13 protein-coding genes are annotated in these 13,834 nt (G+C 73.4%); 5 read left to right on the top strand and 8 right to left on the bottom strand.

Annotated elements, in window-relative coordinates; genetic code table 11:
- Positions 1-123 precede the first annotated feature (123 nt).
- Complete coding sequence (locus tag QSK22_RS15795) at positions 124-576, bottom strand: MarR family transcriptional regulator (RefSeq protein ID WP_285494919.1); 453 nt, start codon at positions 574-576, stop codon at positions 124-126.
- Positions 577-641: 65 nt separating this feature from the next.
- Between QSK22_RS15795 and QSK22_RS15790 the strand changes: the two genes are divergently transcribed.
- A complete protein-coding gene (locus QSK22_RS15790) occupies positions 642-1,505 on the top strand; it encodes a nitroreductase/quinone reductase family protein (RefSeq protein WP_285494918.1) in 864 nt (287 codons plus the stop codon).
- Between the two features lie 170 nt (positions 1,506-1,675).
- On the opposite strand, the gene QSK22_RS15785 is transcribed toward QSK22_RS15790, so the two are convergent.
- A complete protein-coding gene (locus QSK22_RS15785) occupies positions 1,676-2,128 on the bottom strand; it encodes a MarR family winged helix-turn-helix transcriptional regulator (protein ID WP_285494917.1) in 453 nt (150 codons plus the stop codon).
- A 90-nt stretch (positions 2,129-2,218) separates the two neighbouring features.
- Here QSK22_RS15785 and QSK22_RS15780 point away from each other — a divergent pair, with 90 nt between their 5' ends.
- Together QSK22_RS15780 and QSK22_RS15775 are read left to right on the top strand one after the other, a co-directional pair.
- Positions 2,219-3,727 (top strand): MFS transporter, encoded by a 1,509-nt coding sequence (locus QSK22_RS15780; RefSeq protein WP_285494916.1) that lies wholly within the window; start codon positions 2,219-2,221, stop codon positions 3,725-3,727.
- A gap of 93 nt (positions 3,728-3,820) precedes the next feature.
- Positions 3,821-4,744, top strand: a complete 924-nt coding sequence (locus tag QSK22_RS15775) for an SDR family NAD(P)-dependent oxidoreductase (RefSeq protein WP_285494915.1) — start codon at positions 3,821-3,823, stop codon at positions 4,742-4,744.
- Between the two features lie 89 nt (positions 4,745-4,833).
- Here the strand turns inward: QSK22_RS15775 and QSK22_RS15770 are convergent, their stop codons facing one another.
- The 5 genes from QSK22_RS15770 to QSK22_RS15750 form a co-directional block, all read right to left on the bottom strand.
- Positions 4,834-6,105, bottom strand: a complete 1,272-nt coding sequence (locus tag QSK22_RS15770) for a cytochrome P450 (protein WP_285494914.1) — start codon at positions 6,103-6,105, stop codon at positions 4,834-4,836.
- Position 6,106: 1 nt separating this feature from the next.
- A complete protein-coding gene (locus QSK22_RS15765; RefSeq protein ID WP_285494913.1) occupies positions 6,107-6,307 on the bottom strand; it encodes a ferredoxin in 201 nt (66 codons plus the stop codon).
- Entirely contained in the window at positions 6,304-6,993 is a 690-nt protein-coding gene (locus QSK22_RS15760) for a TetR/AcrR family transcriptional regulator (RefSeq protein ID WP_285494911.1), read from the bottom strand. Before QSK22_RS15760 ends, QSK22_RS15765 begins: the two co-directional genes overlap by 4 nt.
- Positions 6,994-7,114: 121 nt before the next feature.
- Positions 7,115-7,318 carry a ferredoxin gene (locus tag QSK22_RS15755; RefSeq protein WP_285494910.1) on the bottom strand — a complete coding sequence of 68 codons (204 nt, stop codon included), beginning with the start codon at positions 7,316-7,318 and terminating at the stop codon, positions 7,115-7,117.
- Between the two features lie 22 nt (positions 7,319-7,340).
- Positions 7,341-8,573, bottom strand: a complete 1,233-nt coding sequence (locus QSK22_RS15750) for a cytochrome P450 (protein ID WP_285494909.1) — start codon at positions 8,571-8,573, stop codon at positions 7,341-7,343.
- Positions 8,574-8,990: 417 nt separating this feature from the next.
- Between QSK22_RS15750 and QSK22_RS15745 the strand changes: the two genes are divergently transcribed.
- Positions 8,991-10,253: an extracellular catalytic domain type 1 short-chain-length polyhydroxyalkanoate depolymerase gene (locus tag QSK22_RS15745; RefSeq protein WP_285494908.1), complete on the top strand. Its 1,263-nt coding sequence runs from the start codon at positions 8,991-8,993 to the stop codon at positions 10,251-10,253.
- Positions 10,254-10,299: 46 nt separating this feature from the next.
- Here the strand turns inward: QSK22_RS15745 and QSK22_RS15740 are convergent, their stop codons facing one another.
- The gene (locus tag QSK22_RS15740; protein WP_285494907.1) at positions 10,300-11,409 is read right to left on the bottom strand and encodes a M24 family metallopeptidase; all 1,110 of its coding nucleotides are present in this window, start codon (positions 11,407-11,409) and stop codon (positions 10,300-10,302) included.
- Between the two features lie 492 nt (positions 11,410-11,901).
- Here QSK22_RS15740 and QSK22_RS15735 point away from each other — a divergent pair, with 492 nt between their 5' ends.
- Positions 11,902-13,773, top strand: a complete 1,872-nt coding sequence (locus tag QSK22_RS15735; RefSeq protein ID WP_352231450.1) for a CASTOR/POLLUX-related putative ion channel — start codon at positions 11,902-11,904, stop codon at positions 13,771-13,773.
- Positions 13,774-13,834: the final 61 nt, after the last annotated feature.

Genomic DNA, 13,834 nt, shown 5'->3' with positions numbered 1-13,834 from the left:
GGGGCACGAGGACCTCCCGGCGGGTGGTGCGAAGTTTCGTCGACTCACACCACGCCAGGAGGTCCTCCCCATTTCAAGATCATCCAGCTGTGTCGCCGTCACCAACGTCCATGGTCAGTACAGCTAGCCCTCGCCCGATACCTCCCGTTCGTAGGCGCGCAGCGTGTCGACGACCAGGCGGCGCTGCTCGGCGGTCAGCGGCTCCAGGACGGTGCGCCACGCCTGCGCGCCGCGCGCCAGCCAGGCGTGCACGGCCTCGCGGTGGGCCGGGGCGACGCTGACGATGGTGCGGCGGCGGTCGGCCTCGTCCTCGCGGCGCTCCACCACGTCCTTGCGGCTCAGCTCGCTCACCATCAGGCTCACCGTGGTCGGCGCCACCTCCAGCCGGGCGGCCAGCTCGTTGACCGTCAGCGGCCCGTCGAACACCAGGTAGGCCAGTAGCGACAGGTGCCGCGGCGCCAGCTCCAGCGACCGCAGCGGCTCGGGCGGCGGTGTCCGCTTGGCCCGGCCGACCAGGCGCGGCATCAGCAGCAGCAGCGTGCGGACCCCGTCGTCGACGGACAGCCCCTTTGACATTATCTTTGTCTCCAAATTAGTTTTGCCTCTAAAGCAATACCTTCCCGTCTGGAGGTCATCGTCCCATGCCCGGCTGGAACGACCAGGTCATCGAGGAGTTCCGCAGCAACGGCGGCAGGGTCGGCGGCGCGTTCGCAGGCACGCCGCTGCTGCTGCTCACCACCACCGGCGCCCGCACCGGCCGCCGCCACACCACCCCCCTGACCTACCTGCGCGACGGCGAGCACCTGGTGGTGTTCGCCTCCAACGCCGGCGCCGACCGCGACCCCGCCTGGTACGGCAACCTGCTGGCCGACCCGAAGGTCGCCGTCGAGATCGGCGACGGCACGTCCATCGAGGCCTTCGACGGCCTGGCCCGGCCCGTCGAGGGCGCCGAACGCGACCGGCTGTACGGCCAGATCGCCGAACGCTTCCCCGCCTACGCCGAGTACCAGGCCAAGACCGAACGGGTCATCCCCGTCGTCGCCCTGTACCGCTCCGGCCCCCGCACCCGCGCCCTGGGCGACGAGCTGATGCGCATCCACCGGGAACTGCGCCGCCAGATGGATGACCTGCTCGGCGCCGTCGACGCCCGCCTGACCGGCGACCGGCCCGCCGGCGCGCCCCCCACCCTCGACGGGTGGCTGCGCGAACGCTGCCTGCTGTTCTGCGAGGCCGTCCACGGCCACCACACCAACGAGGACGAACGCGGCTTCCCCTTGCTGGAGAAGAACTTCCCCGAACTGGCGCCCGTCCTGCAGGAGCTGCGCCGCGAACACGAAACCCTGGCCCGCATCCGCGCCGAGATCGAACAGGTGCTGGCGCGCCTGGACGCCCCCGGCCGTGACGCCGCCGGCCTGCGCGACCGGTTGCACGCCCTGGCCGGACGGCTGCGCGAGCACTTCGACAAGGAGGAACGCCGCCTGCTCGACCACCTCAACCGGCTGTAGTCGGCCCGGCCCCGCGACCGTCGGACGCGCGTGTGCACCGTCGCGGAGGCGCGGCGGTCAGCGGCGGGGCCAGGCGGTCAGGGCGGGGGCAGGCGGTCAGGGGCAGGGGGTCAGGGGCGAGGGCAGGGGGTCAGGGGCGAGGGCAGGGGGTCAGGGGCGAGGGCAGGGAATCAGGGGCGTGGCCAAGGGCGTCCGCCGAGGCGTTCGAGGTCGGTGTTGAACCGCTGGAGGTAGTCGGCGAAGGCGGCGACGTCCTCGCGCGACCAGTCGGCCAGCACCTTGTCCAGGCTGCGGACGATGCGGGCGCGGTCCTCGTCCAGCCGGCGCTCGCCCTCGGGCGTGATGCGGAACTTGCGGGCCAGGCCGCCGTCGGGGTCGGGGATGCGCTCGACCAGTCCGGCGCGCATCATGGCGGCGGTCTGCCGGTTGACCGTGGAGGCGTCCAGGTCGAACGCCTCGCTGAGCTGCCGGATGGACATCGGCCCCTCCATGCGGACGCGGCTGAGCAGCAGGTAGGCGCTGCGCTCGAGCAGGCCGCTGTCGCGCCGGGCGCGGCGCGCGGCCAGGCTGTGCCGCGACAGCAGCATGGTCTCGAACTCGATCATCTGCGTGAGCCGGTCCATGCCTTCATTCTCCCGGCCTGCGGCGACCGCCCGTATCCGCCCGCCCCGACGCACGCGGCGGCGCCGTGATGTGCATCATACACAACTTGTGTGTATGACACACAGTATGTAGCGTACACATTGCTACTGATCGGAAAGGAGAACCACGTGGAGGACTCCACGTCGGCCCGCCGCTCCGGCGGAATAGTCAGCGTGCTGGCGGTGGCGGGCATCGTCGCCTCGCTCATGCAGACCCTGGTGGTCCCGCTGATCGGCGAGCTGCCGCGCATCCTGCACACCACCCCGGCCAACGCCTCCTGGGTGGTCACCGCCACGCTGCTGGCGGGCGCGGTGACCACGCCGATGATCGGGCGGCTGGGCGACCTGTACGGCAAGCGCCGCGTCCTGCTGGCCTGCTCGGTGCCGCTGATCGCGGGCTCGGTACTGTGCGCGCTGGCCGGTTCGCTGGCCCCCATGGTCGCCGGGCGGCTGCTGCAGGGCATGGGGATGGGCATGATCCCGCTGGGCATCAGCGCGCTGCGCGACCTGATGCCGCCGGAGCGGCTGGGGTCGTCGATCGCACTGGTCAGTTCGTCGCTGGGCATCGGCGGCGCGCTCGGCCTGCCGTTCGCGGCGGCGGTCGCCGAGCAGACCAGCTGGCGCGTGCTGTTCTGGACGGCGGCGGGACTGAGCGTGCTGGTCGCGGTGATGATGTGGCTGCTGGTGCCCGCCACGCCGGCGCGCGCCGCCGGGCGCTTCGATCCGGTCGGCGCGCTGGGGCTCGGCGCCGGGCTGGTGTGCCTGCTGCTGGCGGTGTCCAAGGGCGCCGACTGGGGCTGGACGAGCGGCACGACACTGGGCCTGCTGGCCGCCGCGGCGGTCGTGCTGGCGGTCTGGGGCTGGTGGGAGCTGCGCACCCGCGACCCGCTGGTCGACCTGCGCACCACCGCCCAGCGCCCGGTGCTGCTGACCAACGCCGCCTCGATCGTCGTCGGCTTCTCCATGTACGCGCAGTCGCTGATCATCCCGCAGCTGCTGCAGCTGCCCGAGGCCACCGGCTACGGGCTGGGCCAGTCGATGCTGGCGGCCGGGCTGTGGATGGCCCCCTCGGGCCTGGTGATGATGCTGGTCTCGCCGCTGGGCGCCCGGCTGTCGGCCGCCCGCAGCCCCAAGTTCACCCTGGTCGCCGGCGCCCTGGTCATCGCGGTCGGCTACGGGTCGTCGATGCCGCTGATGGGGTCGACGTGGGGCCTGCTGGTCGTCACCTGCCTGTGCAGCATGGGCGTGGGGCTGGCGTACGGGGCCATGCCCGCGCTGATCATGAGCGCGGTGCCGGTGACGGAGACCGCGGCGGCCAACAGCTTCAACACCCTGATGCGCTCGATCGGCACGTCGGTGTCGGCGGCGGTGGTCGGCGCCGTGCTCGCGCAGATGACGATCGACCTGGGCGGGCACGTCCTGCCGTCGGAGGACGGGTTCCGCGCCGGCATGCTGATCGGCTGCGGCGTCGCGGTGCTGGCCGCGGCGATCGCGCTGACCATCCCCAACCGTTCGTCCGGCCGGCCCTCGTCCCCGCACGAGAAGGCCCCGGCGGAGCCGTCGGCCGCGCCCGCGAGCTGACACCCGCCCCGCGCCGCCGTCGCCCCCGCCGTCCGCGCCGTCCGCGTCCCGCCCGCCCGGAACGCGGACGGCGGCGGGGTTAGGGTGATCGGCATGGCACGGAAGTGGAACGCCGCCGACGTCCCGGACCAGCACGGCCGAGTCGCCGTGGTGACCGGCGCCAACACCGGGCTCGGCTTCGACACCGCGCGCGTGCTGGCCGAGCGGGGCGCGACGGTGGTGCTGGCGGTGCGCGACACCGGCAAGGGCGGGCGGGCCGCCGCCCGGATCGCCCAGACCGCCCCGCAGGCGGACGTCTCGGTGCAGCACCTCGACCTGACCTCGCTGGAGTCCGTGCGCGACGCCGCCCGCGAGATACGCTCCCGGCACCCGAAGATCGACCTGCTGATCAACAACGCCGGGGTGATGTTCACGCCCAAGGCGGCCACGCGCGACGGGTTCGAGCTGCAGTTCGGCACCAACCACCTGGGGCACTTCGCGTTCACCGGGCTGCTGCTGGAGGCCCTGCTGCCGGTGCCCGGCTCCCGGGTGGTGACCGTCAGCAGCGCCATGCACCGGGTCCGCGCCCGGATCGACTTCGACGACCTGGGATGGGAGCGGCGCCGCTACGACCGGGTGGCCGCCTACGCCCGGTCCAAGCTGGCCAACCTGCTGTTCACCTACGAGCTGCAGCGCCGCCTGGCGGCGGGCGGCGCCGGCACGATCGCGGCGGCGGCCCATCCGGGGTTCGCCGCCACCGAGCTGATCCGCAACTCGCCCGCGGCGGTGCGGCTGGTCGTCTCCACGGCGGTCGCGCCGGTGTTCGCGCAGAGCGCCGAGATGGGCGCGCTGCCGACGCTGCGCGCCGCCACCGACCCGTCCGTGCGCGGCGGCCAGTTCTACGGCCCCGACGGGCCGTTCGAGGGACGGGGGCATCCCAAGCCGGTCTCCTCCAGCAGGCTGTCGCACGACACGGCCCTTCAGCGCCGCCTGTGGGAGGTCTCGGAGGAGCTGACCGGCGTCCGCTACCCGCTGTGAGAAGGCCCGCCGCGACGGGCCCGGGGCGGTGGGCCGTCGCGGCGGGGCGTGCGCCCGGGCCCGTGCGCCCGGGGATGCGGGGCCGCCGGTCAGCCGATGCGGACGGGCAGGGTGCGGGGCCCGCGCACCTGGCCCGCGGCCCAGGTGACCGCGGACGGGTCGGCCAGCGTGAACTCCGGGATGCGTTCCAGCCAGACCTCCAGCGCGACGCGCAGCTCCATGCGGGCCAGGTGCGAGCCGACGCAGCGGTGCACGCCCAGGCCGAACGCGGCGTGCCGGTTGACCCGCCGGTCGATGACGACCTCGTCGGCCCGTTCGAACTGCGCCGGGTCGCGGTTGGCGGCGGGGAACGACAGCAGGACCCAGTCGTCGGCCTTCATGTCCACGCCGCGCCAGTGCATGTCCTGCTTGACCAGCCGCGCCATGGTGACCGGCGCGTAGGCGCGCAGGAACTCCTCCATCGCGGTCGGCAGCAGGCCGGGTTCGGCGACCAGCCGCTTGCGGTCGGCGGGCGTGCGGGCCAGGTGCCACAGCGACGCGCCGATCGCGCTCCAGGTGGTGTCCACCCCCGCGATCAGCAGCAGCGCCATCATGCCCGACACCTCGGAGGCGTCGAGCCTGCGGCCGCCCAGCTCGGCGTTGATGAGGTAGGTGGTCAGGTCGTCGCGCGGGTGGTCGATGTGGTCGTGGATCTGCTGCAGCAGGTAGTCGAACAGCCGGTCCACGCGTTCAATGCGCTCGTCGGTCGGCAGGTTGATGCCCTCGAGCACGTTCTCCACGAACTCGCGGAACCGCGGCCCGTCCTCGGGCGGGAAGCCGAGCATGTCGGCGATCACCCGCGTGGGGATGTGCTGGGCGTAGTCCTGGGCGGCGTCGACGACGTCGCGTCCCTTGAACCCGTCGACCAGCTCGTGGCAGAACGCCCTGGTGCCGGGCTCCAGCCGCCGGACGGCGCTCTTGGTGAACGCCGGCAGCAGCAGCCTGCGGGCCTCGTGGTGGAACGGCGGGTCGGAGGAGATCGGCGGACTGACCCCGACGGGCTCCAGATCGCGCGGCGGCCGGAAGTTGCCGACGATGACCGTCCGGGAGGTGAACCGCTCGGTGTCGTAGGCGATCGCCGCGACGTCCTCGTAGCGGGTGGGCAGCCAGGCGCCGCCGAACCGCTCGGTGTGCGCGATCGGGCAGCGCCGCCGCAGGTCGTCCTGGATCGGGTACGGGTCGGCGGCCCACTCGGGCTCGACGTGCGAGAAGTCGGTCGCCCAGTCGGCCACCGGGCCGGTGACGATCTCGCTGCGGGTGCCGCCGGACCGGGTGTCGGGCAGGTCGCCGACCCGTCGGGGGAAACGGTCGTCGACCGCCATGTCAGGACTCCTCGGCCAGTTCGATCGCGCGCTCGGGGCAGTTGGCGGCCGCCAGGTGCGCCTGCTCGCGCAGCCCCGGGGGGACGGTCCCGTCGCCGAGGACCTTCCCGTAGCCCTCGTCGTCCTCGCCGAACAGGTCGGGGGCAAGGTCGTAGCAGCGGCCGTGGCCCATGCAGCGGCCGGTGTCGATGTGCACTTTCACTGCGTGTCTCCCGTCTTCGAGGTGCCTTCGCTGAGGGGGGATCGAGGCGGGGCCGCGCCGCCGGGGGCTCCCCCGGCGGGTGCGGCGTCGGCGGGGACGACGACGGAGGACGCCAGGCGGGCCAGCAGCGCGGCCCACTCCTCCTCGTCGACCGCGAGCAGGTCCCGCGAGACCAGCGCGCCCCCCACCGCCAGCAGGAAGCACAGGTAGGACACCGCGCGCGGGGACAGCTGCGGGTCGAGCCGGGCGCCGCCGCGGGGCTCCCGCAGCAGGTCGGCGACCCGGTCGACGCGTTCGCCCACGTAGTCGCGCACGGGCTTGGCGACGCGGCCGTCCCGGCGGGCCGCCGCCAGGGCCTCGACGATGAGGTCGCCGCGGGTGTCGCGGGGATCGCGGGGATGCTGCAGGCGCCGTCCGGCGGCCAGCAGCACGTCGGCCGGCGACCGGTCGGGTTCGGCGTCCAGCAGATCGGCCAGCACCTGCCGCGCGTGCGCGCGCAGCGCCGCCACCAGCAGCTCGGCCTTGGACCCGAAGTGCGCGTACAGCGCGCCGTTGCTGACGCCCGCGGCCGCCGCGATGTCGGCGACGCGGGTGCCGTCGTAGCCGCGTGCGGCGAACGCGTCGGCGGCGGCGCGCAGCAGCCGCTCGCGGGTTTCGGCGGCGGTGACGCCGGCGACACGGCCCATACGCGGAATTAAACGAGCGTTCATTTGCCGGGTCAAGGGCCCCCGCGGCGGCCGGGCCGCGCCGTCCCGCACGGCCCGGCCCCGCCGGCGTCGCGCCGGGCGGGACCGGGCCGTGCGGAGGCTACTGCGCGGCGTCCTCGATCCGGATGGCCATGGCGGGGCACAGCGACGCGGCCAGCCGCACGTCGGCGGCGGCCTCGGCGGGCGGCTCGGGGTCGAGCAGCTCCACGATGCCGTCCTCCTCGCTCTGGTCGAACACCCCCTCGGCGGTCATCACGCACTGCCCGGAGCCGACGCACTTGTCCCGATCCACGATGATCTTCATATGGTTCCCCCTCGGCGGCGCGTCACCACGTGACGGGCAGCTCGTAGACGCCGTAGACGGCGCCGTCGTGCTTGAACGGGATGTCCTCCAGGTCCGCGGCGAGCGCCAGCGTGGGCACGCGCCGGTACAGGATGCCGTAGACGACCTGCAATTCGATGCGGGCCAGCGGCTGGCCGAGGCACTGGTGCACGCCGAACCCGAACGCCACATGCCGGCGGGCGTCGCCGCGGCGCAGGTCGAGCCGGTCGGGCTCGGGGAAGGCGTCGGGGTCGCGGTTGGCGATGTCGTTGGGCAGGACGATCCCCTCGCCCGCGCGGATCACCTGGCCGCCGATCTCGAGGTCGGCCAGCGCGATGCGGCGCCGCCCGACGTGCGTGATGGTCAGGTACCGCAGCAGCTCCTCCACCGCCGACTCGACCAGCGCGGGGTCGTCGGACTCGCGCAGCAGCGCCAGCTGGTCGGGGTGGCGCAGCAGCGCCAGGGTGCCGAGCGCGATCATGTTGGCGGTGGTCTCGTGCCCGGCGACCAGCAGCAGCACGCCCATGCGGGCGGCCTCGGTCCTGGTCAGCTCGCCGGCCTTGACCCGTTCGCCCAGGCCGGACAGCAGGTCGTCGCCGGGGCGGGCGAGCTTGTCGGCCATGAGGCCGTCGAGGTAGTCCAGCAGCGCCCGGCGGGCCTCGGCGCGGCGTTCGGGGGCGATGCTGCGCCGGATGAGCGTCTTGCTGTTGGCCTGGAAGAAGTCGTGGTCGTCGTAGGGCACGCCGAGCAGCCGGCAGATGACCAGCGACGGCACGGGCAGGGCGAACGCCTCGACCAGGTCGGTCGGCTTGGGGCCGGCCAGCATGTCGTCGATGAGGCCGTCCACGATCTCCTGGATCGCCGGCCGCATCGCCCGCACCCGGCGGATGGCGAACGGCGCGGTCACCATGCGGCGCAGCCGCCGGTGCTCGGGGTCGTCCATGGTGACGAAGCTGAGGCCCGAGGCGCCGTCGGGCGGGAGCGGCGCGACGTTCGGGAAGCCCGGGCGGCGGACGTCGGCGCTGACGCGCGGGTCGCTCATCACCGCCCGCTGGTCGGCGTAGCGGGTCACCAGCCAGTGGGTGCTGCCGTCCCACAGCCGGACCCGGGTGAGCGGCCCCTTGCGCTGCCGCTCCCGCAGGCCCGGCGGCGGGTCGAACGGGCAGCCCGCGGCCCGCTCCATCGGGTAGTGCGGGACGGCTGCGGGGTCTGCGGCCGGTTCGGACGCGGTGGTCATCGGTACCTCCCTCGGAAAGGGGATGCGGGGTCCGCGGGCGCGTCGACCACCTGCTGCCTGCGCCCGCGTTCCTGCCGGGCGTGGTCCGGCCGGGCCCGCCGACGACCGCAACAGACCGGCCGGATCTTCGTCAGGAACTCTGTTAATTGCATAACACATATAATGCGGAGAATCAAGGCATTCGCCGCAACGGACGGCGCAAGATCCCCGCCGGCCGTAGAACTTTCCCCGCACAACCGCAGGTGAGGCGCGTTCTGCGGGACCCCGACGCCGGTTCCTTGACCGGGTGTGACGCGGCTGCCTACCGTTCGGGCGGGTTCGCAGCGATCGGCGAAACGCTCTGCGAGTACGGCGCCTGGGTGATTTCGGCCCGGCCGGGACCTGTCCCCGGCCCCTCCAGGTGAGGAGGAGCAGAAGGTGAGATCAAGGCTTGCGGCGGCGCTGTTCGCCCTGGCCCTGGCGGTGGCGGGCGCGCTGGCGCCGGCCCGGCCGTCGGCGGCGGCGACGCTCACCGAGGTGACCGACTTCGGGTACAACCCGAGCGGCCTGCGGATGTACGAGTACGTGCCGGCCGGCGTGGCGCAGCGTCCGGCGCTGCTGGTGGCCGTGCACTACTGCACCGGTTCGGGGCCCGACATGTACGCCGGCACCGAGTACGCGTCGCTGGCCGACCGGTACGGCTTCATCGTCGTCTACCCGTCGGTGACGCGCAGCAGCAAGTGCTTCGACGTGTCGAGCCCGGGGGCGCTGAGGAACGACGGCGACAGCGACCCGGCGGGCATCGTCTCGATGGTCCGCTGGGAGCAGCAGCACCGCGGCGTCGATCCCGACCGCGTGTACGTCACCGGCATCTCCTCCGGCGCGATGATGACCAACGTGCTGCTGGGCGACTACCCCGACGTGTTCCAGGCGGGCTCGGCGGTCGCCGGGGTGCCGTTCGGCTGCTTCGCCACCACCGACGGGTCGGAGTGGAACAGCGCGTGCGCCAACGGGACCGTGATCAAGACCCCGCAGCAGTGGGGCGACCTGGTCCGCGCCGCCTACCCCGGGTACGCCGGGCCCCGGCCGCGCATGCAGATCTGGCACGGCACCGAGGACGACGTGCTGCGCTACCCCAACTTCGGCGAGCAGATCAAGCAGTGGACGGACGTGCTGGGCGTGGGCCAGACGCCCAGCTCCACCGACCGGCCGCAGGCGAACTGGACCCGCACCCGCTACGGCGGCACCGGCACCACCGCCCCGGTGGAGGCGATCAGCATCCAGGGCGGCGGCCACAACATCATGGCGGCCGGCATGGCGGCGCGGATCCTGGACTTCTTCGGCCTCACCGGCGGCGGCACCACGCCGACCGACCCGCCGGAGGGGGCGTGCCGGGTCGCCGTGACGGTCAACGCCTGGAACACCGGGCTGACCGAGAACATCACGATCACCAACACCGGGTCGTCCGCCCTCGACGGCTGGTCGCTGGTGTTCACCCTGCCCGCCGGGCAGACGATCACGTCCGGGTGGAACGCCGTCTTCTCCCCGGCAAGCGGGCAGGTCACCGCCGCCAACGTGTCCTACAACGCCTCGCTGCCGCCCGGCGCGTCGGTCGACATCGGCTTCCAGGCCACCCACACCGGCGACACCGGCGAGCCGACGTCGTTCACCCTGAACGGGGCCGCCTGCACCGTCGTCTGACGACCGCGCCGCCTGCGCCGCTCCCCGACGCGGGCGGCCGGTCGGGTCAGCCGACGACGACCAGGTCGCGGGTGACGTTGTTGAGGCGCTCGTACCCGTCGTCGGTGCACACGACGATGTCCTCGATGCGGGCGCCGTGCGGGCCGGGGTAGATGCCCGGTTCGACGGAGAAGGCCATGCCGGGCTGGAGGGGCTCGGTGTTGCCCGCGACGATGTAGGGGTCCTCGTGGCCTTCGAGGCCGATGCCGTGGCCGGTGCGGTGGAAGAAGTGCTCGCCGTGCCCGGCGGCGGCGATGACGTCGCGTGCGGCGGCGTCCACCGCCTCGGGGGTGGCGCCGGGGCGGACCGCGTCGCAGGCCGCCTGCTGCGCCTCCTGCAGGACCCGGTAGTAGGCCAGGTAGTCCTCCGGCGGCGCGCCGATGCAGTAGTTGCGGGTGGCGTCGGAGCAGTAGCCGCTGGGCATGGCGCCGCCGATGTCGACGACGATCGGCTCGCCGGGCCGGATGACCCGGTCGGACAGCTCGGCGTGCGGGTTGGCGCCGTTGGGGCCGGACCCGACGATGACGAACTCGACGGTGGCGTGCCCCTCGGCGAGGATCAGGTCGGCGATGTCGCGGCCGACCTCGCGTTCGGTGCGGCCGGGCTTGAGCAGCTCGGGGACCCGCCGGTGCACCCGGTCGATGGCTTCGCCGGCCTCGCGCAGCGCCTCGACCTCGGCGGCGCTCTTGCGCATCCGCAGCTCGCGCATGACGTCTCCGGCGGGGACCTGCTCGGCGCCGGGCAGGGCGGCGCGGAACCGCAGCGCCATGACCGCCCACATCCGGTCGGCCAGCGCGACCCTGCCGATGCCGCGGGGCAGGCGGGAGGCGACGAGCGCGTAGGGGTCGTCGGTCTCGTCCCAGGGCACCAGCTCCACGTCCAGGCCGCCGGCGGGGGACGCCTGGGCGGCGGGCAGCTCCAGCCGGGGCACCACGAGGAAGGGGTCCCCGGAGGCGGGCACGACCAGGCAGGTGAGCCGTTCGAGCTGCTTGGCGTCGTAGCCGGTCACATAGCGCAGGTCCGGCCCGGGCGTCAGCAGCACGGCGTCCAGCCCCGCGCGTCCGGCCGCCTGCTGGACCCGGCCCAGCCGCTCCCGTGGATACAACCTCGTCGTCACATCCGTCCCCATGTCCGTGAGCCGCCTCGTCCGTCAGCTGTCCGTGAGCATGTCCGTGAGCATCGTATGCCCGCAGGCCAGAACGGGGCGCCCCGGCGGAGCCGGCACCGGGCGGGGGAGAGCCGGGAGCAGGCGCCGCCGACCCGGGGGGTGGGGTTCGGCGTGGCGGCGCCTGCGCCGTGAGAGTTGCGGCCGCGAACTCTGCGCCGATCGTGAACGCGCCGTGGCCGCCGTGCAACACCGCGGATTTCAGATGGTGATCCGCCGGCGGGCGCCGGCGGCGCGCCCTCGCCCGCGGGGGCGGGGGAGGGTCGTGGGGTTAAGCTGTCCGATGATCAAAACGGGGTGTATGTGCCTGTGCGTCCGGGGGACGGCGCATCGCGCCCGACGGTTGCGTCACGAGTGTCATAGGTGAGGAGCGGCAGCCCGATCGCGCAGGCACAGCAGTTCGCGGGGCCGGCGATGCGCGGGCCCGGACGGCCGGGGAGACGAGTGAAGCGAGCGACCATACGGGAGCGCCTCCGCTACTGGTTCGACAACACCATGGCCAAGGGCACGCCGGCGCTGATCGGCTGGCTCGGCCTGGCGTCGGGGGCGCTGATCCTGGCTGTTGCGACGGCCGCGGTGCTGTTCGCCCCCCGCGACTCGGCCGAGAACGGGCACTGGCCGGGGGTGCTGTGGCGCAGCCTGCTGCGCACGCTCGACCCGGGCACCATGGGCGGCGACGAGGGCAGCGCACCCTACCTGGCCATGATGCTGACCGTCACGGTCGGCGGGATCTTCATCGTCAGCTCCCTGATCGGCGTGATCACCACGGGCCTGGAAGGCAAGATCGCCGAGCTGCGCAAGGGCCGCTCCCGCATCATCGAACGCGACCACACGGTGCTGCTCGGCTGGTCGGACCAGGTGTTCACGGTGATCGCCGAGCTGTCGGAGGCCAACCGCAGCCGGCGCGGCTCGTGCGTGGCGGTCCTGGCCGACATGGACCGGGTGGACATGGAGGACGCCATCCGGGCCCGGGTCGGCGACACCGGCCGCACCCGGGTGATCTGCCGGCACGGCAACCCGCTGAAGGTCGCCGACCTGGACCTGGTCAGCCCCGGCACGGCGCGCTCGATCGTGGTGGTGTCGCCGCCGGTCGACGACCCGGACGTGCACGTGCTGAAGGTGCTGCTGTCGTTGGGCGCCCGGGAGTGGGCCGAGCGGCGCCCGCACGTGGTGGCCGCCGTGCACGACTCGGCCAATCTGGCCGCGGCCCGGCTGGCCGGCGGCCCGGACGCGCACGTCATCGACGCCGACGACATGGCGATCCGGCTGATCGTCCAGTCGCACCGCCAGTCCGGCCTGTCGGCGGTGTTCACCGAGCTGCTCGACTTCAGGGGCCACGAGCTGTACATCCGCCCGGAGCCCGCGCTCGTCGGCTCCACCTACGGGGAGGCGCTGTTCGCCTACCGGCTCGGCGTGCCCATCGGCCTGCGGCACGCCGACGGCGAGGTGTCGCTCAACCCGCCCGCCGGAACCGTCATCGCCCCGGACGACGAGTTGATACTGCTCGCCGAGGACAACACGCTGATCGAGCCGGCCGCCTCCCCGCCGCCCATCATCGAGGAGGCGATCGGCACCCCCGAGCCCGACCGCAGGGTTTCCGAACGCACCCTGGTGCTCGGCTGGAACCACCGCGCCCCCAGGATCCTCGAACTGCTGGACGACTTCGTCGAACCGGGCTCGACGGTGCTCGTCGCCGCCGACCGGCCGGACCCGACGCCCGCCGTGGGCGACCTGGCCAACATCACCGTCGGCTTCTCCCGCTGCGACCCCACCGACCGCGCGTCGCTGGAACGCCTGGACGCCGCCTCCTTCCAGCACGTCATCGTGCTGGCCGACGCCGGGCACCCGCCCGACCACGCCGACGCCCGTACCCTGGTCACCCTGCTGCACCTGCGCGACATGGTGACCGGCCGCGCCCCCTACTCCATCGTCAGCGAGATCAACGACGACGCCAACCGGGAGATCGCCCAGGTCACCGAGGCCGACGACTTCGTGGTCAGCGACAAGCTGATCAACCAGGTGCTCACCCAGCTCAGCGAGGACCGGCACCTGCACGAGGTCTACATGGACCTGCTCGACCCCGAGGGCTCGGAGATCTACCTGCGGCCCGCGGCGGGATACCTGCGCCCCGGCGCCGTCGCCAACTTCGCCACCGTCATCGAGGCGGCCCGGCGCCGCGGCGAGACCGCCCTCGGCTACCGGCTGCGCGCCCAGTTCCACCAGCCGCCCGGCTACGGCGTCATGCTCAACCCCGACAAGACCGCGCCGCTCACCCTGGCCGCCGACGACACGGTGATCGTCCTCGCCGAGAAGTAGCCCGGCCGCCGGCCGTCCGGTCCGCGGCGCGGCGGCGACCGTCGGTGCCGCCTGCCATGAT

The sequence above is a fragment of the Actinomadura sp. NBRC 104425 genome (assembly GCF_030269545.1).
Lineage (GTDB): Bacteria > Actinomycetota > Actinomycetes > Streptosporangiales > Streptosporangiaceae > Spirillospora > Spirillospora keratinilytica.
This window is presented reverse-complemented; position numbering and strand designations above follow the sequence as displayed.